Source organism: Salinicola endophyticus, assembly GCF_003206575.1.
Lineage (GTDB): Bacteria > Pseudomonadota > Gammaproteobacteria > Pseudomonadales > Halomonadaceae > Salinicola > Salinicola endophyticus.
Window position 1 is genome coordinate 77,120 of sequence record NZ_PZJO01000005.1, and the last position, 20,111, is coordinate 97,230.

Genomic DNA, 20,111 nt, shown 5'->3' on the forward strand with positions numbered 1-20,111 from the left:
TCGAGGCCGGTGGCAGAGTCACCTGGCCGGATGTGCCGCCGGCGCAACCCTCTCCCGCCAGCGCAGCAGCGACGTGCGAGGCGAGTATCCGCAAGAAAATAGTTATGATCCATAATCATTACGTCTAATAACTAGAGTCGGGGAGGCAGGATCTCTGTCTCGAGCGCGTTGGCAGATGCGCGATGCGGGTGAGCGATGGGGTGAGCGAGAGTGCCGCGAAGCGCGACCCCGAGGGGTGCGTGGGCCGGATGTGCAAGGGCATTCGAGCGCTCCGAAGCGCGCGATCCGAGACGATGCGGGCAAAGCCGGGCGTGGTGGCAGGGCGTGGGTAGAGAAAAAGAGGGGGTCAACGAACGAACGGATGGACGAAGTACGCGGGCAGGCCATGAGCCAATGCCCAAGAAGAGAGCGATGGCGCGGAAAGGGAAGGGATCGAGCGGTGAGAGCGTGCGAGTCAGAGGTGCGTGAGGAGAAAATGGATGCTCGAGGCGTCGTCGTCCAGAGCGCCAGCGAAAGACGCAAAAACGCCTATGCCAAGCCTGATTCAGACAGTTCTCGGTCCAAGACTCACGGGACAGGCTAGGGGAAATTGCAGCGAGGACAGGGGGTGTCCCGCAAAAACATCACATCGTGTGAAGCATGACAGCGTGGTGCCCAGGAGAGGACTTGAACCTCCACGTCCGTAAGGACACTAGCACCTGAAGCTAGCGCGTCTACCAATTCCGCCACCTGGGCTTGTCATGCTTGCTGCGCGGGATCGAGATTGGTGCCCGGAAGAGGACTTGAACCTCCACGTCCGTAAGGACACTAGCACCTGAAGCTAGCGCGTCTACCAATTCCGCCATCCGGGCTCGATCCTGGCCCTGTCTACCTCGATGATCGTCGCGTCGACGACCTCGATGGTGCCCAGAAGAGGACTTGAACCTCCACGTCCGTAAGGACACTAGCACCTGAAGCTAGCGCGTCTACCAATTCCGCCATCTGGGCCGAGGCGCGATGTATAATACCGACTCTGCGGCCGAATGCAAGCCTTTGTCGATAAACCTTCCGCTATCTCGCGCTGGCCCCTGCGCGAGGCGTAACTCCTTATCGTCATGGCGTTTCTGGGGCAGCGGAAACGGTGGGCGTGGCCTGTCGTCGGCAGATCCGCGCGCTTGCAACGCTGCCGATGGTTGGGTCGGAGGGGCGTGGCCGCTATACTTGACGCATGACCCATAAAGTAAATAACGGCAATTGCCGCCCGCCGCGTGACTCCCACCCTGAAGCAAGGACGATGGCTGCATGACTCATTGGACGTTGGACGACGATCCGCACGCGGCTCGCGAAACGGAAAAATATGACAATCCCGTACCCAGCCGCGAGTACCTGCTCGCCCGGCTCGAGGAGTACGGCAAGCCGATCACCCATGAGAACATGAGCGCCATGCTCGGGCTCGAGGACGACAACCAGCAGGAAGCGGTGCGTCGTCGTCTCGCCGCGATGGAGCGCGATGGCCAGATTCTGCGCGACCGCAAGGGTGCCTATGCGTTGATCGACAAGCTCGATCTGATCAAGGGGCGTATTCAGGGCCACCGCGACGGCATGGGCTTTCTGATTCGCCATGATGGTCGCAAGCCCGACCTGGTGCTGCCGCCGCGTCAGATGCGCCGCGTCTTCGACGGCGATGTGGTGCTGGCCCGGGTCAGCGGCCGCGATCGGCGTGGGCGCGACGAAGCCACCATCGTCGAGGTGCTGGCGCGCAACACCCAGACGCTGGTCGGTGTCTTCCGCCAGAACTCCCCTGAGTTCGCGGTGCTGATTCCCGAGAACTCGCGGATCAGCCAGGAAGTGATCATCCCGCACAGCGCCAGCCGGGGTGCCAAGGACGGGCAGATCGTCTCGGTCAACGTCACCCGCCAGCCGGAGACCCGCCAGCAGCCGGTGGGTGAGGTGGTCGAGGTGCTCGGTGAGCGCATGGACCCGGGCCTCGAGATCGATATCGCCATCCGTACCCATGACATCCCGGCGACCTTTCCGCCCGAGGTGGATCAGCAGATCGCCGGCATGTCGGCCGAGGTCCTGGAGCAGGACAAGCACGCCCGCATCGATCTACGCGATACGCCGCTGGTCACCATCGATGGTGAAGACGCCAAGGACTTCGACGACGCGGTGTGCGCGTGGAAGACCAAGTCCGGCAGCTGGAAGCTGATCGTCGCCATCGCCGACGTCTCCCACTATGTGCGTGGCGGCAGCGCGCTCGATGGCGAAGCCTACGTGCGTGGCAACTCGGTCTACTTCCCCGGTCAAGTGGTGCCGATGCTGCCGGAACTGCTCTCCAACGGCCTCTGCTCGCTCAACCCGCACGTCGATCGCCTGACCATGGTGTGCGAGATGAACATCTCGCAGAGCGGCAATATCAGCCGTTACAAATTCTATGAGGCGGTGATCCGCTCCCACGCCCGACTCACCTACACCGACGTCGGCACCATGCTGCACGAGGGCGACAGTGAGTCAGGGCAGGCGCTGCGCGAGCGCTACCGCGAGCTGGTGCCATCGCTGGAGAACCTGCACGCGCTCTACAAGGTGCTGCGCCAGGCCCGCGAAGTGCGCGGGGCGATCGACTTCGAGACCACCGAGACCCAGATCGTCTTCAACGACGAGCGCAAGATCGAGAAGATCGTGCCGCGGACGCGTAACGACGCCCACAAGCTGATCGAGGAGTGCATGCTGGCGGCCAACGTGGCCACCGCGCGCTTCCTCGACAAGCACGACCTGCCGGCGCTCTACCGCGTTCACCAGCCGCCGGCCAGCGAGCGGTTGGAGAACCTGCGGGTGTTCCTCGGCGAGCTGGGTCTGACCCTGGGCGGCGGTGACGACCCTTCGCCCAAGGATTACCAGGCGCTGCGCGAGGTGATCAAGGATCGCCCCGATGCCGACATCATCCAGACCGTGATGCTGCGTTCGATGAGCCAGGCGGTCTATTCGCCGCACAACGAGGGGCACTTCGGTCTCGCCTATCAGGCCTATGCGCACTTCACCTCGCCGATCCGCCGCTACCCCGATCTGCTGGTGCACCGCGCCATCCGCTCGGTGATCCGTGGCCCGCGCCAGACGCAGACGGTGATGCGCGCCGAGGGCGCACCGGTGGAGAAGCCGACCACCTGGTGCCCCTACACCTTCGAGCAGATGGTGGAGCTGGGCGAGCACTGCTCGATGACCGAGCGGCGCGCCGACGACGCCACCCGCGACGTCACCGACTGGCTCAAGTGCGAGTTCCTCTCCGACAAGGTGGGCGAGACCTACGAGGGCACCATTGCCTCGGTGACCCAGTTCGGGATCTTCGTGCGCCTCGATGACGTCTACGTCGAGGGGCTGGTGCACGTCACCTCGCTGCCCTCCGACTACTACCACTACGAGGCGGAGAAGCACCGCCTCAAGGGTGAACGCAGCGGCGTCGCCTATCGTCTGGGCGATGGCGTCACCGTGCGCGTGGCGCGGGTCGACCTCGACGACCGCAAGATCGATTTCGATCTCGCCGATGCCGCACCGCGCCACCGCAAGACGCCGCGCACGCGCAAGCCCGAGGGCGGCGGCGCCAGCGAGGCATCTGCCGAACAGGGGGCGCGCAAGCGCAAGCAGCGCCCGGGCAAGCGTGAGCGCCAGGGCGGCGACGACAACAGCGGCGGCGGGCAGCGCCGCTCCCGCGGGCCGCGGCGCGGTAAGCGCTGATGGCGCGGGGTCCCCAGCGCGAACGGCCGCGCAAGTCGCGGCCCACGCCGGAGCGCCCGCGCACCCCCGACGGTCTCGAGCCGGTCTACGGTGTGCACGCGGTCCGCGCGCTGTTCGCGCGTGATCAGCCGCCGCGGGTGCTGTGGGTCCAGCAGGGGCACGCCGAGCAGCGCCTCGACGACCTGCTGGCCCAGGCGCATGCCGCCGGCTGCGAGCTGAAGCGGGTGACGCGCGAAGTGCTGGATGCGCTGTCGGGGCCGGCGGCGCACCAGGGGGTGGTCGGTTTCTGCCCGCCGCTGGTGGCCGAGAACGAGACTGCGCTGTGGTGGCGGCTGGAGCAGTGGCAGGAGGAGACGCCGCCGCTGCTGCTGATCCTCGATGGCATCACCGATCCGCACAACCTCGGTGCCTGTCTGCGCAGTGCGGATGCGGCCGGCGTGCACGGAGTGATCGTGCCCAAGGACAAGTCGGCACCGCTCAATGCCACGGTGCGCAAGGTCGCCTGCGGCGCGGCGGAGAGCGTCCCGGTGTTCCAGGTGACCAACCTGGCGCGCTGCCTGGAGAAGCTCAAGCAGCAGGGGGTGTGGATCACCGGTACCGCCGGCGAGGCCGACACGCTGCTGTTCGAGGCCGATTTCAGCGGCCCCTGCGCGCTGGTGATGGGCGCCGAGGGCAAGGGCATGCGGCGCCTCACCCGGGAGGCGTGCGATGGGCTGGTCAAGCTGCCGATGCAGGGGCAGGTGACCAGTCTCAATGTCTCCGTTGCCGCCGGGGTGTGTCTGTTCGAGGTGGTACGCCAGCGCCACACCGCCCAAGGTTGAGGCCGATTCCCGCTGCGCCAGCGGGTCTCGGTACGCATGTCGCCGCTGTACCCGCTCTTCGATGTGCCATCTCCGGTCCGCTATCTTTGCCGACACCACGGCGTCAGCGGTTGCGCATGGCTGCCTCGATCTCTACAATTACGCGGTTCTGTGGGCAGGCTCTGCTCGCAGAGCCGCGCTCGTGCGTTCCGGCAACGGAGCGGCGAGGCGTTCACAGGTCCGAATATCCGGCGCGTGGCAGGCTTGCGCGATCCGGAATCGACTCCTTGCTTCTCGCGGTGCGCGTTACCGCGATCACCCCGCAGAAGCTGCCAAACCGAAAGGAGCTAACATGCGTCACTACGAAATCGTGTTCATGGTCCACCCGGACCAGAGCGAGCAGGTTCCGGCCATGGTCGAGCGCTACACCAGCCTCGTCACCGAAAACGGCGGCACCGTGCATCGTCTCGAAGATTGGGGCCGTCGCCACCTGGCCTACCCGATCAACAAGATCCACAAGGCGCACTACGTGCTGATGAATGTCGAGTGCAGCGGCGAGACCCTCGACGAGATCGAGAACATCTTCCGCTTCAACGACGCCATCATCCGCAGCATGATCGTGCGCAACAAGGAAGCCGTCACCGAAGCATCGCCGATGATGAAGCCGGCCGACGACAAGGGCAGCCGTCGTCGTGACGACAAGTCCTCCGAGCGTGGCGACCGTGAGCGTTCCGAGCGTTCCGAAACCGCTACCGAAGCCAACTGATCACCGCTTGAGGAGAGACTCACATGGCACGTTTTTTCCGTCGTCGTAAGTTCTGCCGCTTCACCGCCGAAGGCGTGAAGTACATCGACTACAAAGACATCGATACGCTGAAAGCCTACGTCACCGAAACCGGCAAGATCGTTCCCAGCCGTATTACCGGTACCCATGCGCGTTACCAGCGTCAGCTGTCTACCGCCATCAAGCGCGCGCGCTACCTGGCACTGCTGCCGTACTCCGACAGCCACCAATAATCCGGCCCGGATAACCATAGCGAGGCGTCATGCTGGGACTGGCCCGTTGGATCATGCGCGGTACGCCGCAGGCGGTGGGTGTGGCAGCGCTGACGGCGCTGGTGCCCTGGCTGTTCTGGTTCAGTGCCGCGGTCGCCGGGCTGGTTACGCTGAGGCGTGGCCTCACTAGCGCCGCGCCGGTGCTGGTCGCCGCCGCCATCCCCGCCGGCTGGTGGTGGATGGAGGGCGACTCGGTGCCGCTGGCGAGCATTCTGCTGGTGGCGCTGATGGCCACCGTGCTGCGGGCGCGCCTGCGCTGGACCGATACCCTGCTCGCCGGTACCGCGGTCTGCATGGTGCTGGTCCATCTGGGCATCTTCGTGCCCGCCGGCGGTGCCGGCCCGCTGCTCGACGAGCTGCGGCGCAGCTCGACCGAGGTCTCCAGCATGCTGGATCGGCTCTCGGCCCAGGGCGTGGACACCCAGCAGATGGCCGCACTGGTCATCGGCGGGGTCACCGGCCTGGTGGTGCTGATGGTGAGCATCGGCTGTCTGGCCCTGGCCCGGAGCTGGCAGGCGGGGCTTTACAACCCCGGCGGGTTCCGCGAGGAGTTTCACTCGTTGAAACTCTCGCGCGGGCAGCTGGCGCTGCTGATCGGCGCCACTGCCCTGGGCATGCTGCTGGCGGTGCCCGCCGCCAGCCTGCTGGCCTGGGTACCGCTGCTGGTGGCTGGCGTGGCGCTGGTTCATGGTTTGATCGGTTTGAAGGGAATGAGCGGGTTCTGGCTGGTCGGTTTCTATGCGTTGCTGCTGACTACCTGGCCCACGATTTTGATTGTACTGCTGTTGGCACTGGTGGATACCTTCGCGGATTTTCGCGGTCGCCTGACACGCAGTGATTGACGAGAGGTTCACGAGAATGGAAGTCATTCTGCTCGATAACATCGGCAAGCTTGGCGAACTGGGTGACAAGGTCACCGTCAAGCCCGGTTACGGCCGCAACTACCTGGTGCCCTACGGCCTCGCCGTGCCGGCCACCAAGGACAACGTCGCCGCGTTCGAATCCCAGCGTGCCGAGCTCGAAGCTCAGGCCGCCGAGCGCAAGGCGGAAGCCGAAAGCCGTGCCGAACAGCTGTCCGAAATCGAACTGTCGCTGGTCGCCAAAGCTGGCGACGAAGGCAAGCTGTTCGGTTCCATCGGTCCGCGCGACCTGGCCGAAGCGCTGGTCCAGGCCGGTCTCGACGTCGCCAAGAGCGAAGTGCGCATGCCGGAAGGTCCGATTCGCCAGACCGGCGAATACGACATCGCGCTGCAGCTGCACGCCGAAGTCAGCACCAGCGTCCGCGTCGTGGTGGTTGCCGAGTAATCGGTTTTCCCGCGCAGCGATGCTCAAGGCACGTGGGGCCCAGGCCCCACGTGCCTTTTTTGATGGGTGCGTGTTCCACACGATCGGCACGCCCGAGCGGCGCCGGCGAGCGTGGCGAGTCGCGGCGCCGGCTGGGTAGAATGTGCGGCAAATGACGGCAGCGAATTGTCGAGGGTGATGGCCAGGCATGAACGAACGCGTCGATAACGATCAAGAGACGGCCAAGCTCAAGCTGCCACCGCACTCGCTGGAGGCGGAGCAGTCGGTACTGGGCGGGCTGATGCTCGACAACTCCAGCTGGGACACCGTCTCCGAGCGGCTGGTGGCGGATGACTTCTATCGTCAGGAGCACCGGCTCACCTACAACGCCATGGCAGAGCTGGCCGAGGCGACCCAGCCGCTAGACGTGGTCACCCTGTCGGAAGCGCTGGAGCGGCGCGATCAGCTCGAAAGTGTCGGTGGCCTGGCCTATCTGGCGGAGCTGGCGCGCAATACGCCCTCGGCGGGCAACATTCGTGCCTATGCCGATATCGTGCGCGAGCGGGCCACCCTGCGCAAATTGATCCAGGCCTCGCGGCAGATCGCCGACAGCGCCTACTCGCCGGATGGGCGCGCCTCTGACGAGCTGGTCAACGAGGCCGAGCGGCTGGTGTTCCAGATCAGCGAGTCGCGGCCCAAGTTCGGCGGCCCTCAGGGCATGAGCCAGCTGTTGACCAAGGCGGTCGATCGCATCGACGAGCTGTTCAACATGAAGGGCCAGATGACCGGCATCTCGACCGGCTTCCGCGACCTCGACGAGATGACCTCGGGGCTGCAGCCTTCGGATCTGGTGATCATTGCCGGGCGCCCGTCGATGGGTAAGACCACCTTCGCCATGAACCTGGTCGAGCATGCGGTGGTCGCCGGTGACAAGCCGGTGATCGTCTTCTCGATGGAGATGCCGGCGGAGTCGCTGATGCTGCGTATGTTGTCGTCGCTGGGGCGCATCGACCAGACCCGGGTCAGGACCGGCCAGCTCGAGGACGAGGATTGGCCGCGACTGACCTCGGCGGTCAACCTGCTCAAGGACAAGCAGCTGTTCATCGACGACACCCCGGCGCTGTCGCCCAACGAGCTGCGTTCGCGGGTGCGTCGAATCGCCCGCGAGCACGGCAATGTCGGTCTGGTGATGATCGACTATCTGCAGCTGATGCAGGTGCCGGGGCTGTCCGAGAACCGCACCGCGGAGATCTCCGAGATATCGCGCTCGCTCAAGGGCGTGGCCAAGGAGTTCAACTGCCCGGTGGTGTCGCTGTCGCAGCTCAACCGCTCGCTCGAGCAGCGCCCCAACAAGCGCCCGGTGATGTCGGACCTGCGTGAATCCGGCGCCATCGAGCAGGACGCCGACGTCATCGCCTTCGTCTACCGCGACGAGGTCTACAATAGCGATAATCCCGACAACAAGGGGCTGGCCGAGCTGATCATCGGCAAGCAGCGTAACGGTCCCATCGGGACCGTGCACATGGCGTTCATCGGCAAGTACACGCGGTTCGAGGATCTGGCCCCGGACAGCTACGGCCAGCATTACGAGTAACGCATCACAGGTTTGAGGAGTCAAAGCGATGGCAGGCGGTTTTCAGCGCGGGCGGCGTCAACGCGTCCCCAAGATCGAGGTTCGCGGACAACTGGAAAAGCTCGAGCGCGAAGGGCCGTTCAAGGAGTGGCTGGGGATGCCGGATCTCTACCGGCACTGGCTGACCGTGGATGGTGAGCTCTACAGCTATCAGACCGAGGATGCGGAGCTGCCGGTGGTGGTGGGCGACCGCGTGGTGTTCCGCTACAAGGAAGCCAAGGCGGGACGCTGGATCGACCGCAACTCCCTGGGCAAGGCGATCGACCCCGCCGACTACCAGTAAGTGTTGCGCTAGCGTCCCCCGGAGCCGCGCCGCGCGCCCGGCGTGGCTGCGGTGCTGGCCGGCAGGCCTGTTGTCATTGCACTGTCATGCGTCGCTGTCACGCTGCTGGGCATGACACCGCTGCCACACTGACCGGCATGAACAACACCGATGCTGCCGTTTTGGCGCTTCGACGCCTGCTTGAGACGCGCGAGCTGGGCATGCACTTCCAGCCGATCGTCAGCGTGCCTGCGGGGCGGGTGCTGGGCTATGAGGCACTGGCCCTTGGCCCTTATGGCGCGCCCTGCGACTCACCCCTACCGCTGTTCCAGGCCGCACGCGCAGCCGGCGAGCTAGCGTCGCTGGAGCAGCTCTGCCGTGAGCGTGCGGTCGAGGAGTGGGTCGCCACCGGGCTCAGCGAGTTGCTGTTTCTCAACGTCGCGCCCGAAGTCCTGGTCGACCCTTCACACATCAGCGGCCAGACGGTGGAGCTACTCGCCGTCCACGGCCTGAGCCCGCCGCAGATCGTGATCGAGATCACCGAGCAGTCGTCAGGGGTCGATCCCGACCTGATGGCGGATGCCGCCCGGCACTATCAGGCGATGGGTTTCGCCATCGCCCTGGACGATCTCGGCGATGGCTATGCCGGGCTGCGCCTGTGGTCGCAGCTCAATCCCGACTACGTCAAGCTCGACCGCCACTTCGTCAGCAACCTGGACCGCGACCGGGTCAAGCGCCGCCTGGTGCGCTCGATCATCGATATCGCCCATAGCCTGGGCAGTCGTGTGGTCGCCGAGGGGGTGGAGCGCGAGGGCGAGCTAGAGACGCTGCTGGAGCTGGGCGCCGACTTCTACCAGGGCTGGCTCTTCGCCCGGCCCAGCCCGGTGCCGCAGACGACGCGTGCAGCGCTGGAATCGCAGCTGAATACGCTGGCCGCGGCGCGGCGTCAGGGCGCTGTGGTGACCGAGATTCGCCGTCTCAGCGTGGCGTTGCCGACGCTCTCCCGCGACCTGAGCTTGTCCGAGGCGGCGGCCTATTTCAGTCGCCATCCGGACGCCAATGCCCTGGCCGTGGTCGACGAGAGCCAACGGCCGCTCGGCCTGCTCGGACGCCAACAGCTGATGGCGCTGCTGGGTCGGCGCTACGGCTTCGATCTCCACGGGCGCCAGCCGGTCGAGACGGTGATGCAGACACGGGCGCTGTGCGTGGAGGCGGGCGAACCGCTCGAGCGGGTCTCGCGCAAGGTGACCGGGCGTGACGAGTCGATGCGCGACGAGGATTTCATCATCACCGATGCCGGTCGCTATCTGGGCATCGGTCATGTCATCAATCTGCTGCAGCTGTTTACCGAACAGCAGGTACAGTTGGCGCGTCAGGCCAATCCGCTCACCCAACTGCCGGGCAATCGGCCGATTCGCGCCGCCCTCGACCACTATCAGCGGCAGAACACGCCCTTCGTCGCCTGCTATCTCGATCTCGATCACTTCAAGCCGTTCAACGACCGCTTCGGCTACGCGCTCGGCGATCAGATGATCCTGACCGTGGCACGGGTGCTGGACGAGTTCGTCGGCGAGGAGGATTTCCTCGGCCATCTCGGCGGTGATGACTTCGTCCTGCTGCTCGACAGCAGCGCCGACCTGCATCGGCGGCTTGCCGCGCTGCAGCGGGCTTTCGGCGTCGAGAGTCTCAAGCTGCTGCCGGAGGCCGAGCGCCGCGCCGGCGGCTTCGAGGCCAAGGATCGCTTCGACCAGTGGCGCTTCTTCCCGCACACCCGGCTGTCGATCATCGCGCTGCGGGTACCGACGGATGCTCATGTCGACAGCTTCGGCGACCTCTGGAGCCGCTTCAAGAGCGCGGCCAAACGGGCTCCCCATGGCCGCGTGGTGGTGAGCCTGCGGAGGGAGCAGCGCTATCCGAAGCGATGACCGGGGTGGCGCTTTTGTACTGCAAACTCCCGCGCTGACATATAGTCTTAACAAAGATCCGACCTAATGGTCAGGATGCGCGAGTCCAGATGGGCCGCGCGCCAGTCGGGTGTCCAGCAGGGAAGGCTGGACGCCGTATTCGCACATGCAACCCGAACAGGAGGGAACCATGGACCTCAAGGAGCTCGAACGCTTTTCCCGCGATCACGACAACTTCGAGATTCGCGTCATCGCCCACGCCGGCAGCCGCTTTTACCAGGTGATGGTGGAGCCGGAAGATGGCTCGACCCAGGTGCTGACGCGACGCAGCAAACCGATGCTGTTCCGCTCTCTCGACGATGTCTACGGGGAACTCAAGCAGGCCGGTATCCACCGTGCCTATCTCGTTCAGCAGGTCGCCAACGACGAGATCGTCGGCCACGAGCCGCACTACCACGACCCGCTGCTGTCACGCATGCCGCTGGTCTTCTGAGCGCTTACTCGCGCCATCCCCGGCGCTGAATCCGCGCCTCGATCCCAACCAACCGACGCTTCATCCACACACCGCGGCAAGTCGACGAGGACTTGCCTGATAGCGGTGTCGTGCCTTTGCATCAGCGGCGCTGGTAGCCCTCGGCATGCTCGCCGCGGCCATACGGCTTCTCACTGTCCAGTCGATCCAGAAAGGCCTGCGCCTGCGCCAGGATCGCCTCTTGGCGTGTCGGCTGCATCTTGTCCCAACTGCCATAGATCAGTTTCATGCGCTGATGGTCCTTGAGCTGCGCGCGGTGGGTCTCCAGAAAATGCCAGTAGAGACTGTTGAACGGGCAGGCGTCGTCGCCGGTCACCTGCTTGACGTCGTAGCGGCAGTGGCGGCAGTGATCCGACATGCGATCGATATACTTGCCCGAAGCGCAGTAGGGTTTGGAGCCGAGATAGCCGCCGTCGGCGTAGAGGGTCATGCCGAGGGTGTTGGGCAGCTCGACCCACTCGAAGGCGTCGGCGTAGACCGCCAGGTACCAGTCGCACAGGGCGGCGGGGGAGACACCGCACAGCAGGGCGAAGTTGCCGGTGACCATCAGGCGCTGGATATGGTGCGCATAGGCGTTGTCGCGGGTCATCTCGATCGCCCGCTGCAGGCAGCGCAGATCGGTCTCACCGTGCCAGTAGAAGGCTGGCAGGCCGCGTCGGGCGTTGAGCCGGTTCTCCTGCTTGTAGCCGGGCATACGCTGCCAGTAGATGCCGCGTACGTATTCGCGCCAGCCGAGAAGCTGGCGGATGAAGCCCTCGGCGGCGTTGATCGGCGCGTGCCCCTCCTGCCATGCCGCTGCCACCGCCTCGCAGACCTCCCGGGGCGAGAGCAGGCCGATGTTCATGGCGGCGGCGAGGCGCGAGTGGTAGAGCAGCGGCTCGCTGTCGCTGATGGCGTCCTGATAGGTGCCGAAGTCGGCCAGCGCATGGTCGATGAAGTGGCGCAGGTCGCCCAGCGCCTGGCGCCGTGTCACCGCCCAGTTGAAGTCTTCCAGGGTGCCGAAATGATCGCCGAAGTGGGTCGATACCTGCTCGGCCACCGCCCGGGTGGTGGCGTCCATACGGTGGCGCGGTGGGGTGGGGAAGTCGAGATCGTCGGCGATCGGCGCTCGGTTGTCGTGATCGAAGTTCCACTGGCCTCCGGCCGGTTCGCCTGCGCACATCAGCAGCCCGGTCTGCTTGCGCAGATGGCGGTAGAAATCCTCCATGCGACAGCGCTTGCGCCCCGCCAGCCACTGCCCGAACGCCTCGATCGAACAGTAGAAGCGGTTGTCTGGATAGAGCCGCCAGCGGGTGCCGCGACGCTGGATGCGCTCGAACAACCGCCACTCGCCGGGGTGAGTGACACGAATCTCGTCGCAGGCATAGGCGTCGGCCAGGCGCTCCGCCTCGTCGAGCAGGTCGTGGCGGTTGTCGTCGTCATCGAGGGTGCTGTAGTGCACCTGATACCCTTTGTCGCGCAGGGTGTCGGCGAAGTGACGCATCGCCGATAATAGCATCACGATCTTCTGCGGGTGGTGCGGCACGTACTCGCCCTCGGCGCGGACCTCGCACAGGGCGATGACTGCCTCCTCCGGCGCCTGGGCGAGGACGTCGAGCGTCTCGCTGAGCTGGTCTCCGAGTATCAGGATCAGGGGGCGCGACATGATGTTATCCATGACTTATACACATTATGTTAATCGTATAAGTTAATCGCGGTTAAGCAAGGCGGGAGTGGTAGACTGTCGCCAGGCGCTATCCGCAAAGTCGACGAGGGACGGGCAGGCAAGGCAAAGAGCGGCGAACATGCGGAGTTTACGGGTTGTAAATGAGCATTGTGCGCCGATTCTCAACGCCGCATGGGCGAGCGCAGTACTTTTCAGACAGTGCCTAGTCAACGGCATCAGCGGACAAGGAGAGAATATGGCGGCCCGTTACGGAGTCATGCTGGTCAATCTGGGAACGCCAGCGGCGCCCACGGCCAAGGCGGTGAGAGAGTATCTGGCGGAGTTCCTGGGGGATCCGCGGGTGATCGATGCGCCGCGCTGGCTGTGGTGGCCGATTCTGCACGGGGTGATCCTGCGCATTCGCCCGCCCAAGGTGGCCAAGGCCTACGCCTCGGTGTGGCAGGAAGAGGGCTCGCCGCTGCTGGCGATCGGGCGGCGCCAGCAGCGTGCGCTGGCGGCGGCGCTGGCCGAGCGCACCGGCGAGGCGGTGCCGGTGGAGCTGGCGATGACCTACGGCCAACCGAGCATGGAGCAGGCAGGGCTTGCGCTGCGCGACGCCGGGGTCGACAAGATTCTGGTGCTGCCGCTCTATCCGCAGTTCTCGCGTACCACCACCGGCGCCGTATTCCAGCGCCTGGCCAAGGCGCTGGCGCCCTGCCCGCACCTGCCGGAGCTGCGCTTCGTCAATCACTACCACGACCATCCGGACTATATCGCCGCCCTCGCCGCCAGCGTGCGCGAGCACTGGGAGGCCCAGGGGGATCGCGGACGGCTGCTGATGTCCTACCACGGCATCCCCAAGCGCTACGTCGACAACGGCGACCCGTACGGACGTCACTGCCAGCGCACCAGTGAGTTGCTCGCACAGGCGCTCGAACTCGAAGAGGGCAGCTGGTTCCAGAGTTATCAGTCGCGTTTCGGTCGCGAGGAGTGGCTCAAGCCCTATACCGACGAGACGCTCAAGCAGTGGGGCGCCGACAAGACCGAATGCGTCGATGTGATCAGCCCGGCATTCGCCGCCGACTGTCTCGAGACCCTCGAGGAGATCGACGCCGAGAACCGCGAGTATTTCCAGGAGGCCGGGGGCGGGCGCTATCGCTACATCCCCGCGCTCAATGATCGCCCCGAGCATATCCACCTGCTCAGCCAGCTGGTCGCGGAGAATACCGCGGGCTGGTGAACGCTTCCTGCCACTCGGTTCACAGCGACGGCGCTCGAGCGCCGTCGCTGTGTGTCAGGGTAGCGGGGAGTCGCCCTGGGGTGCCTCTTCCACCGTATGCTTGGGCCGGTCGCGCTCCAGCTCCTGCGGGTTGCCGCGGGTACGCGGGTCCGGCTTGAGCTTGTGGTGCAGCGCGCTCTTGGCCAGCATGTGCGCCGACACCGGCGCGGTGATGAAAGCGAAGACGGTGATCAGCAGTTCCTGGACCACCGGACCATTCTCCAGACTGAAGAAGATCAGCGACCCGATCAGGGTGCAGCCCACCCCCAGGGTGGTGGTCTTCGACGGCCCGTGCAGGCGCATGTAGAAGTCCTTGAGGTGGGTCAGACCCAGCGAGCCGATGAAGGCGAAGATCCCGCCGGCGATCAGCATGAAGGCGATTGCCCCCTCGAGCAGCATATCCAGCATGTGTCGTGCTCCTATTCGATGATGTCGCCGCGCAGCAGATACTTGCACACCGCGATGGTGCTGACGAAGCCGAGCATGGCGATCAGCAGTGCTGCCTCGAAATAGTCCTTGTTGTTGACCCAGATGCCGAACAGCACGATCAGCGCGATCGAATTCATGTACATGGTGTCGACCGCCAGCACCCGGTCGGGCAGGCTGGGGCCGATCACTGCGCGATAGAAGTTGAGGGCGATAGCGGCGCTGAACAGTGCCAGCGCGATCCACAGCGCGGTAGCGATCATGATTCGAAGATCTCCATGAGCGGGCGTTCGTAACGCTGATGAATATCGGCGATCAGCGCATCGATGTCGGCGACGTCGAGGGCGTGGATCAGCAGCGTGCGGCCGTCCAGGCGCAGGTGGGCCGAGACGGTGCCCGGGGTCATCGTGATGGTGCTGGCGAGAATGGTGATGGGGAAGTTCTCGGTCAGCGACAGCGGGTACTCGACGAATGCCGGGCGCATGCGCCCACGCGGGTCGAGGATCAGCTTCGAGACCTCGAGGTTGGCCACCACGATGTCCCTGAGCACCCGCACGACGTAGTGCAGCAGCTTGAGCGGGCGCTTGATTCGCGGCTGGCGCTCCCAGAACGGACGGCACAGCAGCGGGATCACCACGGCCAGTGCGCCGCCCAGCAGCCACTGGCCGAGGGCCACGCTCTGCTGCAGCAGCAGCCAGACCACCAGCAGCAGTAGCGACAAGACCGGCATTGGTAGCCAGCGTAGGGGAGGAATCATGAGCCACCTCCAGCAGTCGGGGCGAGAATAGCCTGGGTATAGGCGCCGGGATCGAGCAACTGCGCAGCGCTCGCCTGGGTGAACTCGGTGATCGGGCCGGCGAAGAGCGACAGCAGGGGAGATGCACCCAGCAGCAGGATCAGACCCGCCAGCATGCTTGGCTTGAGCCGCGGCCCTTCAGCGTCGGGCTTGCCCGCCTTCCAGAACACGGTGGAGCCGCTGCGCCCCATCGCCACCAGCCCGGCCAGGCTCGACAGCAGCAGCAGCGACCATAGCCACGGCTGCTCGCCCGGCTGCGCGGCGTTGAGCAGCAGCGCCTTGCCGATCGCCCCGGAGAGCGGTGGCAGGCCGACCACGCTGACCGCGCCGACGAAGTAGGCGAGCCCCAGCAGTGCCGGCTGAGTGACGCCGCGTCCGGGCACGATGCGTGCGCCGGCCTTGCCGCGCTGATCGGCGATGGCATCGGCGAGCAGGAACAGGCCGCCGCTGACCAGGGTGGTATGCAGCATGTAGTAGAGCAGCGCCGAGAGCGAGGCCACGCGGTCCATGCTCACGCCGGCCAGCAGGGTGCCCACCGAGATCAGGATCAGATAGGCGACCTGGGTGCGCAGATCCCGCGCCGAGAGCACACCGATGCCGCCCAGCGCGATCGTCGCCAGGGCGAACCACCACAGCCACGGCTGCGCGAAGTTGGCCAGGTCGCCGGCACTGTCGCCGAAGACCAGGGTGTAGACGCGCAGGATGGCGTAGATCCCCACCTTGGTCATGATCGCGAACAGCGCCGCCACCGGCGCCGGTGCACTGGCGTAGGCCCGCGGCAGCCAGAAGTAGAGCGGCAGGATCGCCGACTTCAGTCCGAACACCACCAGCAGCAGGAAGGCGCCCGCCTTGAGCAGCCCCTGACGCTCGGGGTCGAGCTCGGCGATGCGTAGTCCCATGTCCGCCATGTTGAGCGTGCCGGTGGTGCCGTAGAGCACGCCGAGGGCGATCAGGAACATCGCCGAACCGGCCAGGTTGAGCGCCACGTAGTGGAAGCCCGCCTGGGTGCGGTCCTTGCCGCCGCCGTGCATCAGCAGCGAGTAGGAGGCGATCAGCAGGACCTCGAAGAACACGAACAGGTTGAACATGTCGCCGGTGAGGAAGGCACCGTTGATGCCCATCAGCTGCAGTTGGAACAGCCCGTGGAAATTGCTGCCCTTCTTGTCGTCGCCGGCGCAGGCGTAGGCCAGGCTGCCGAGGGCGAGCACGCTGGTCAGGCACACCATCAGCGCCGAGAGACGGTCGAGCACCAGGATGATGCCGAATGGCGGCTGCCAGTCGCCCAGGGCGTAGTAGCTGATCTGGCCTTCGCTGCTCTTGATCACCAGCGCGATGGCGATCACTACCAGCAGTGCGGTGCTCACCAGGCTGATGGTGCGCCGCGGCTGCATGGTCGCGTCGCGCTTGATCAGCATCGCAAGCCCGGTGAACAGCGGCAGCAGGATGGGGAGGATGATCAGATGCTGCATCACGACTTCTCCTCCTTGGCGTCCTCGACACGCTGGTCATTGACCTGGTCGCTACCCTGGTCGCCGCGCACGCGCATGGCCAGGATCACCGAGAACGCGGTCATGGCGAAGCCGATCACGATCGCGGTGAGGACCAGCGCCTGGGGCAGCGGGTCGGCGTAGTGGGTCTTGCCCGCCTGGATCACTGCAGCGCCATCGGTGGTGAGGCCGCCGGTGGAGAACAGGAACAGGTTGACCGCGTAGGAGAGCAGCGTCAGCCCCACGACCACGGGGAAGGTGCGTCCGCGCAGGGCCAGGTAGAGACCGCTGGCCGCCAGAAAGCCGGTTACGGTGGCGAAGAGCGCTTCCATCAGACGGTCTCCTTGTCGTTCTCTTTGCTGGGCCGGTGACGCGTGGTCAGCTTGCCCAGATTGGCCAGGATCATCAGCGTCGCGCCGACCACGGTGAGATAGACGCCGAGATCGAACAGCATGGCGGTGGCCAGCTCCACTTCACCGATAAAGGGAATCGAGAAGTGGCCGAAAGCGGAGGTCAGGAAGTCGTGGCCGAAGAACCAGCTGCCGACACCGGTGAGGGCGGCGATCACCACCCCGGCCACGGCGATCGGCTGGTACTGGAAGGTCAGACGCTGCTGGGCCCAGTCGACGCCGCGGGCGATGTACAGCAGGATCAGCGCCACCGCGGTGACCAGGCCGGCGATGAAGCCGCCGCCGGGCTCGTTGTGGCCGCGCAGGAAGATGAACACCGACACCAGCAGCGCCAGCGGCAGCAGGGTCTGTGACACCGTGGCCAGCAGCATCGGATGCAGGTCCTTCGACCACGGCCGGCCCTCGCTGTCGCTCGACGGCATGAACAGACGCAGGCGATTGAGCAGCTTGTAGATGCCGATGGCGGCGATGCACAGCACCGTGATCTCGCCCAGGGTATCGAAGCCACGGAAGTCGACCAGGATGACGTTGACCACGTTGTGGCCGCCGCCGCCGCTGACGCTGTTGGCCAGGAAGTAGCCCGAGATGCTGTCGAGCGAACGCGTCAGCAGGGCGTAGTTGAGGCTGGCGACGATACCGCCGAAGCTGGCCGCCAGCAGCACGTCGCGCACGATGCGCGCGCCGCTCGACTCCTTGGGCGTGCGTTGTGGCAGGAAGAACAGCGCCAGCATCAGCAGGATCACCGTGACCACCTCGACCGCCAGCTGGGTCAGCGCCAGGTCCGGTGCCGAGAAGCGCGCGAACGCCAGCGATACCATCAGCCCCACCACCGAGAGCATCATCAGCGAGACCAGGCGGCGGCGATGCAGCACGGCGGTGCCGAGGCCGGCCAGAATGGTGATCGCCGCACCCACGATCAGCAGGCCATCCAGCGGCTTGAGCGGCAGCTCGCCCTTCAGTTGGGTGAGATCGAGCAGTCCGCTGCCGGTGAGGAACAGCACCACCACGATCAGCCATAGCATGTAGCGCTGCAGCGAGCCGTTCTCCAGGCGATCGATGCCGCGCTGGGTGGCGCCGAGCAGCTGGCGCACGGCGTACTCGAACAGCATCAGCGCATTGCGCTGGGGGAACTGACGCTGGAAGCTGAACAGGGTGCGGCGCACGCTGTAGATGGCGACCCCGCCGGCCAGCGCGATGGCGCTCATCAGCAGGGGCAGGTTGAAACCGTGCCAGATCGCCAGGTGCAGTTCTGGGCGCGGCGCCAGTATCGTCGCCTGGCCCGCGGCCTCGAGAATGCCGGTCACCATCAGCGCCGGCAGCAGCCCGATGAGCACGCACAGCCCCACCAGCAGCAGCATTGGCAGGCGCATCATGAAGGGCGCCTCGTGCGGGGTCTTGGGCAGGTCCGTGGCCGGCGGGCCGAAGAAGACGTTGCGCACGTAGCGCAGCGAATAGGCCACCGAGAGCACGCTGCCGAGGGTCGCCAGTACCGGGATCAGCCACGCCAGGCCGCCGAGGATACCGCTGCCGAGCGCCTCGGTCAGCATCATCTCCTTGGACAGGAAACCGTTGAGCAGCGGCACGCCGGCCATCGACGCAGCCGCCAGCCCGGCGAGTGCCGCGGTCATCGGCATGCTGTGACGCAGCCCGCTCAACTTGCGGATGTCGCGGGTGCCGGTCTCGTGGTCGATGATGCCCGAGGACATGAACAGCGACGCCTTGAAGGTGGCGTGGTTGATGATGTGGAACAGCCCCGCGATCACCGCCAGCTTGCTGTCGAGCCCGAACAGCATGGTGATCATGCCCAGGTGGCTGACGGTGGAGAAGGCCAGCACCCCCTTGAGATCGTACTTGAGCAGGGCGAAGTAGGCGGCGTAGATCATCGTCACCAGGCCGGTCAGGGTGACGATATAGAGCCACAGCTGGGAGCCGGCCAGCGCCGGGTGCAAACGGGCGAGCAGAAACACGCCGGCCTTGACCATGGTCGCCGAGTGAAGGAACGCGGAGACCGGCGTGGGGGCCGACATCGCGTGGGGCAGCCAGAAGTGGAACGGGAACTGGGCCGACTTGGTGAAGGCGCCGAGCAGGATCAGCAGTAGCGCCGGCAGGTAGCGCGGGTCGGCCTGGATCAGTTGGCGGCTGTCGAGCACCGTCTGCATGTCGAAGGTGCCGACGATATGGCCGAGCAGCAGGAAGCCGGCAAGCATCGCCAGCCCCCCCATACCGGTCACGGTCAGTGCCATGCGGGCACCGCGTCGCGCCTCGCTCTGCTTGTACCAGTAGCCGATCAGCAGGAACGAGGAGAGGCTGGTCAGCTCCCAGAACACCCACAGCAGCAGCAGGTTGTCGGCCATCACGATGCCCAGCATCGAGGTCATGAACAGCATCAGATAGGCATAGAAGCGCGGCATGCTGTCCTCGGGCGCCAGGTAGTAGCGCGAGTAGAGGATGATCAGCAGGCCGATGCCGAGGATCAGCATCACGAACAGCAGCGACAGCCCGTCGAGCCGGAAGGCCAGGTCGAGCCCCAGCTGTGGCACCCAACTGAGGCTGAAGCGGGGGACCTCCCCTCCGAGCACGCTCGGTGCATGGTAGAGCGCGATGGCCAGCGCGATGGCGGGCAGAATCGCGGTCGATCCCGCGTTGAGATTGCGCTGTCGATTGGAGCTCAACAGCGGTATGAGGCTGCCCAGCAGAGGCAGCAGCACGATCAGCGGCAATGACATGAAGTTGTCGCTCTTCTCAAGGACCCGAACGGACAGCCGACGAGCGCAAACGGCTCGGACTGACTTTCTGCGTACGTCGAGGGGCCGGTGTGACGGCGCCCGGCGGTCCTAGTGTAGGCGATCTCGCCCACTCTCAGGGACTCGTCCGCGCCTCAGCGTGCTA

The 20,111-nt window shown here is 65.5% G+C and carries 18 protein-coding genes and 3 tRNA genes; 11 read left to right on the plus strand and 10 right to left on the minus strand.

The window, feature by feature from the left end:
• Window positions 1–648 precede the first annotated feature (648 nt).
• The 3 genes from DOM66_RS12615 to DOM66_RS12625 all read right to left on the minus strand — a co-directional run bounded on the left by DOM66_RS12615 (window position 649) and on the right by DOM66_RS12625 (window position 987).
• Window positions 649–735: transfer RNA gene (locus DOM66_RS12615), tRNA-Leu, on the minus strand.
• A 29-nt stretch (window positions 736–764) separates the two neighbouring features.
• A tRNA-Leu gene (locus tag DOM66_RS12620) sits at window positions 765–851 on the minus strand.
• Window positions 852–900: 49 nt separating this feature from the next.
• Window positions 901–987 (minus strand) — tRNA-Leu (locus DOM66_RS12625).
• Window positions 988–1,281: 294 nt separating this feature from the next.
• Here DOM66_RS12625 and rnr point away from each other — a divergent pair.
• The 10 genes from rnr (at window position 1,282) to DOM66_RS12675 (ending at window position 11,140) form a co-directional block, all read left to right on the plus strand.
• The gene (gene rnr / locus DOM66_RS12630) at window positions 1,282–3,708 is read left to right on the plus strand and encodes a ribonuclease R (RefSeq protein WP_110690377.1); all 2,427 of its coding nucleotides are present in this window, start codon (window positions 1,282–1,284) and stop codon (window positions 3,706–3,708) included.
• The gene (gene rlmB, locus DOM66_RS12635) at window positions 3,708–4,529 is read left to right on the plus strand and encodes a 23S rRNA (guanosine(2251)-2'-O)-methyltransferase RlmB (protein ID WP_110690378.1); all 822 of its coding nucleotides are present in this window, start codon (window positions 3,708–3,710) and stop codon (window positions 4,527–4,529) included. Before rnr ends, rlmB begins: the two co-directional genes overlap by 1 nt.
• A 331-nt stretch (window positions 4,530–4,860) precedes the next feature.
• Window positions 4,861–5,274, plus strand: a complete 414-nt coding sequence (gene rpsF, locus DOM66_RS12640) for a 30S ribosomal protein S6 (RefSeq protein WP_110674708.1) — start codon at window positions 4,861–4,863, stop codon at window positions 5,272–5,274.
• Between the two features lie 23 nt (window positions 5,275–5,297).
• A complete protein-coding gene (rpsR, locus tag DOM66_RS12645) occupies window positions 5,298–5,525 on the plus strand; it encodes a 30S ribosomal protein S18 (RefSeq protein WP_110674707.1) in 228 nt (75 codons plus the stop codon).
• A 29-nt stretch (window positions 5,526–5,554) separates the two neighbouring features.
• On the plus strand, window positions 5,555–6,406 hold the full coding sequence (locus tag DOM66_RS12650; RefSeq protein WP_110674706.1) for a hypothetical protein: 852 nt from the start codon (window positions 5,555–5,557) through the stop codon (window positions 6,404–6,406).
• A 16-nt stretch (window positions 6,407–6,422) separates the two neighbouring features.
• A complete protein-coding gene (rplI, locus tag DOM66_RS12655) occupies window positions 6,423–6,869 on the plus strand; it encodes a 50S ribosomal protein L9 (RefSeq protein ID WP_110674705.1) in 447 nt (148 codons plus the stop codon).
• Window positions 6,870–7,056: 187 nt separating this feature from the next.
• Window positions 7,057–8,442: a replicative DNA helicase gene (dnaB, locus tag DOM66_RS12660; protein ID WP_110674704.1), complete on the plus strand. Its 1,386-nt coding sequence runs from the start codon at window positions 7,057–7,059 to the stop codon at window positions 8,440–8,442.
• Between the two features lie 28 nt (window positions 8,443–8,470).
• Window positions 8,471–8,764: a hypothetical protein gene (locus tag DOM66_RS12665; RefSeq protein WP_110674703.1), complete on the plus strand. Its 294-nt coding sequence runs from the start codon at window positions 8,471–8,473 to the stop codon at window positions 8,762–8,764.
• Window positions 8,765–8,901: 137 nt separating this feature from the next.
• Entirely contained in the window at window positions 8,902–10,668 is a 1,767-nt protein-coding gene (locus DOM66_RS12670) for a bifunctional diguanylate cyclase/phosphodiesterase (RefSeq protein ID WP_110690380.1), read from the plus strand.
• 169 nt (window positions 10,669–10,837) lie between these two features.
• Complete coding sequence (locus DOM66_RS12675; protein WP_110674701.1) at window positions 10,838–11,140, plus strand: DUF6482 family protein; 303 nt, start codon at window positions 10,838–10,840, stop codon at window positions 11,138–11,140.
• A 121-nt stretch (window positions 11,141–11,261) separates the two neighbouring features.
• Here DOM66_RS12675 and DOM66_RS12680 read toward each other — a convergent pair whose 3' ends face one another.
• Complete coding sequence (locus DOM66_RS12680; RefSeq protein ID WP_110690381.1) at window positions 11,262–12,824, minus strand: cryptochrome/photolyase family protein; 1,563 nt, start codon at window positions 12,822–12,824, stop codon at window positions 11,262–11,264.
• A gap of 256 nt (window positions 12,825–13,080) precedes the next feature.
• Here DOM66_RS12680 and hemH point away from each other — a divergent pair, with 256 nt between their 5' ends.
• Window positions 13,081–14,064 (plus strand): ferrochelatase, encoded by a 984-nt coding sequence (gene hemH / locus DOM66_RS12685; protein WP_110690383.1) that lies wholly within the window; start codon window positions 13,081–13,083, stop codon window positions 14,062–14,064.
• A gap of 54 nt (window positions 14,065–14,118) precedes the next feature.
• Here hemH and DOM66_RS12690 read toward each other — a convergent pair whose 3' ends face one another.
• From DOM66_RS12690 to DOM66_RS12715, 6 genes are read right to left on the minus strand one after another with little or no spacing between them, the layout of a single operon-like run.
• Window positions 14,119–14,511 (minus strand): Na+/H+ antiporter subunit G, encoded by a 393-nt coding sequence (locus DOM66_RS12690; RefSeq protein ID WP_188115184.1) that lies wholly within the window; start codon window positions 14,509–14,511, stop codon window positions 14,119–14,121.
• An 11-nt stretch (window positions 14,512–14,522) separates the two neighbouring features.
• Window positions 14,523–14,792, minus strand: coding sequence for a K+/H+ antiporter subunit F (locus tag DOM66_RS12695; protein ID WP_035472357.1), 270 nt, complete (start codon window positions 14,790–14,792; stop codon window positions 14,523–14,525).
• Entirely contained in the window at window positions 14,789–15,286 is a 498-nt protein-coding gene (locus DOM66_RS12700; protein WP_110674698.1) for a Na+/H+ antiporter subunit E, read from the minus strand. Before DOM66_RS12700 ends, DOM66_RS12695 begins: the two co-directional genes overlap by 4 nt.
• Window positions 15,283–16,797 carry a monovalent cation/H+ antiporter subunit D gene (locus tag DOM66_RS12705; protein WP_110674697.1) on the minus strand — a complete coding sequence of 505 codons (1,515 nt, stop codon included), beginning with the start codon at window positions 16,795–16,797 and terminating at the stop codon, window positions 15,283–15,285. The genes DOM66_RS12700 and DOM66_RS12705 overlap by 4 nt, the downstream gene beginning before the upstream one ends.
• Entirely contained in the window at window positions 16,794–17,144 is a 351-nt protein-coding gene (locus DOM66_RS12710; RefSeq protein ID WP_110674696.1) for a Na+/H+ antiporter subunit C, read from the minus strand. Before DOM66_RS12710 ends, DOM66_RS12705 begins: the two co-directional genes overlap by 4 nt.
• Entirely contained in the window at window positions 17,144–19,948 is a 2,805-nt protein-coding gene (locus DOM66_RS12715) for a monovalent cation/H+ antiporter subunit A (protein WP_110690385.1), read from the minus strand. Before DOM66_RS12715 ends, DOM66_RS12710 begins: the two co-directional genes overlap by 1 nt.
• Window positions 19,949–20,111 lie beyond the last annotated feature (163 nt).

Bases quoted from the DNA above. Each gene is read 5' to 3' on its own strand.
- rnr (WP_110690377.1), top strand. From the start codon at position 1,282: ATGACTCATTGGACGTTGGACGACGATCCGCACGCGGCTCGCGAAACG.
- rlmB (WP_110690378.1), top strand. From the start codon at position 3,708: ATGGCGCGGGGTCCCCAGCGCGAACGGCCGCGCAAGTCGCGGCCCACG.
- rpsF (WP_110674708.1), top strand. From the start codon at position 4,861: ATGCGTCACTACGAAATCGTGTTCATGGTCCACCCGGACCAGAGCGAG.
- rpsR (WP_110674707.1), top strand. From the start codon at position 5,298: ATGGCACGTTTTTTCCGTCGTCGTAAGTTCTGCCGCTTCACCGCCGAA.
- DOM66_RS12650 (WP_110674706.1), top strand. From the start codon at position 5,555: ATGCTGGGACTGGCCCGTTGGATCATGCGCGGTACGCCGCAGGCGGTG.
- rplI (WP_110674705.1), top strand. From the start codon at position 6,423: ATGGAAGTCATTCTGCTCGATAACATCGGCAAGCTTGGCGAACTGGGT.
- dnaB (WP_110674704.1), top strand. From the start codon at position 7,057: ATGAACGAACGCGTCGATAACGATCAAGAGACGGCCAAGCTCAAGCTG.
- DOM66_RS12665 (WP_110674703.1), top strand. From the start codon at position 8,471: ATGGCAGGCGGTTTTCAGCGCGGGCGGCGTCAACGCGTCCCCAAGATC.
- DOM66_RS12670 (WP_110690380.1), top strand. From the start codon at position 8,902: ATGAACAACACCGATGCTGCCGTTTTGGCGCTTCGACGCCTGCTTGAG.
- DOM66_RS12675 (WP_110674701.1), top strand. From the start codon at position 10,838: ATGGACCTCAAGGAGCTCGAACGCTTTTCCCGCGATCACGACAACTTC.
- DOM66_RS12680 (WP_110690381.1), bottom strand. From the start codon at position 12,824: ATGTCGCGCCCCCTGATCCTGATACTCGGAGACCAGCTCAGCGAGACG.
- hemH (WP_110690383.1), top strand. From the start codon at position 13,081: ATGGCGGCCCGTTACGGAGTCATGCTGGTCAATCTGGGAACGCCAGCG.
- DOM66_RS12690 (WP_188115184.1), bottom strand. From the start codon at position 14,511: ATGCTGGATATGCTGCTCGAGGGGGCAATCGCCTTCATGCTGATCGCC.
- DOM66_RS12695 (WP_035472357.1), bottom strand. From the start codon at position 14,792: ATGATCGCTACCGCGCTGTGGATCGCGCTGGCACTGTTCAGCGCCGCT.
- DOM66_RS12700 (WP_110674698.1), bottom strand. From the start codon at position 15,286: ATGATTCCTCCCCTACGCTGGCTACCAATGCCGGTCTTGTCGCTACTG.
- DOM66_RS12710 (WP_110674696.1), bottom strand. From the start codon at position 17,144: ATGGAAGCGCTCTTCGCCACCGTAACCGGCTTTCTGGCGGCCAGCGGT.
- DOM66_RS12715 (WP_110690385.1), bottom strand. From the start codon at position 19,948: ATGTCATTGCCGCTGATCGTGCTGCTGCCTCTGCTGGGCAGCCTCATA.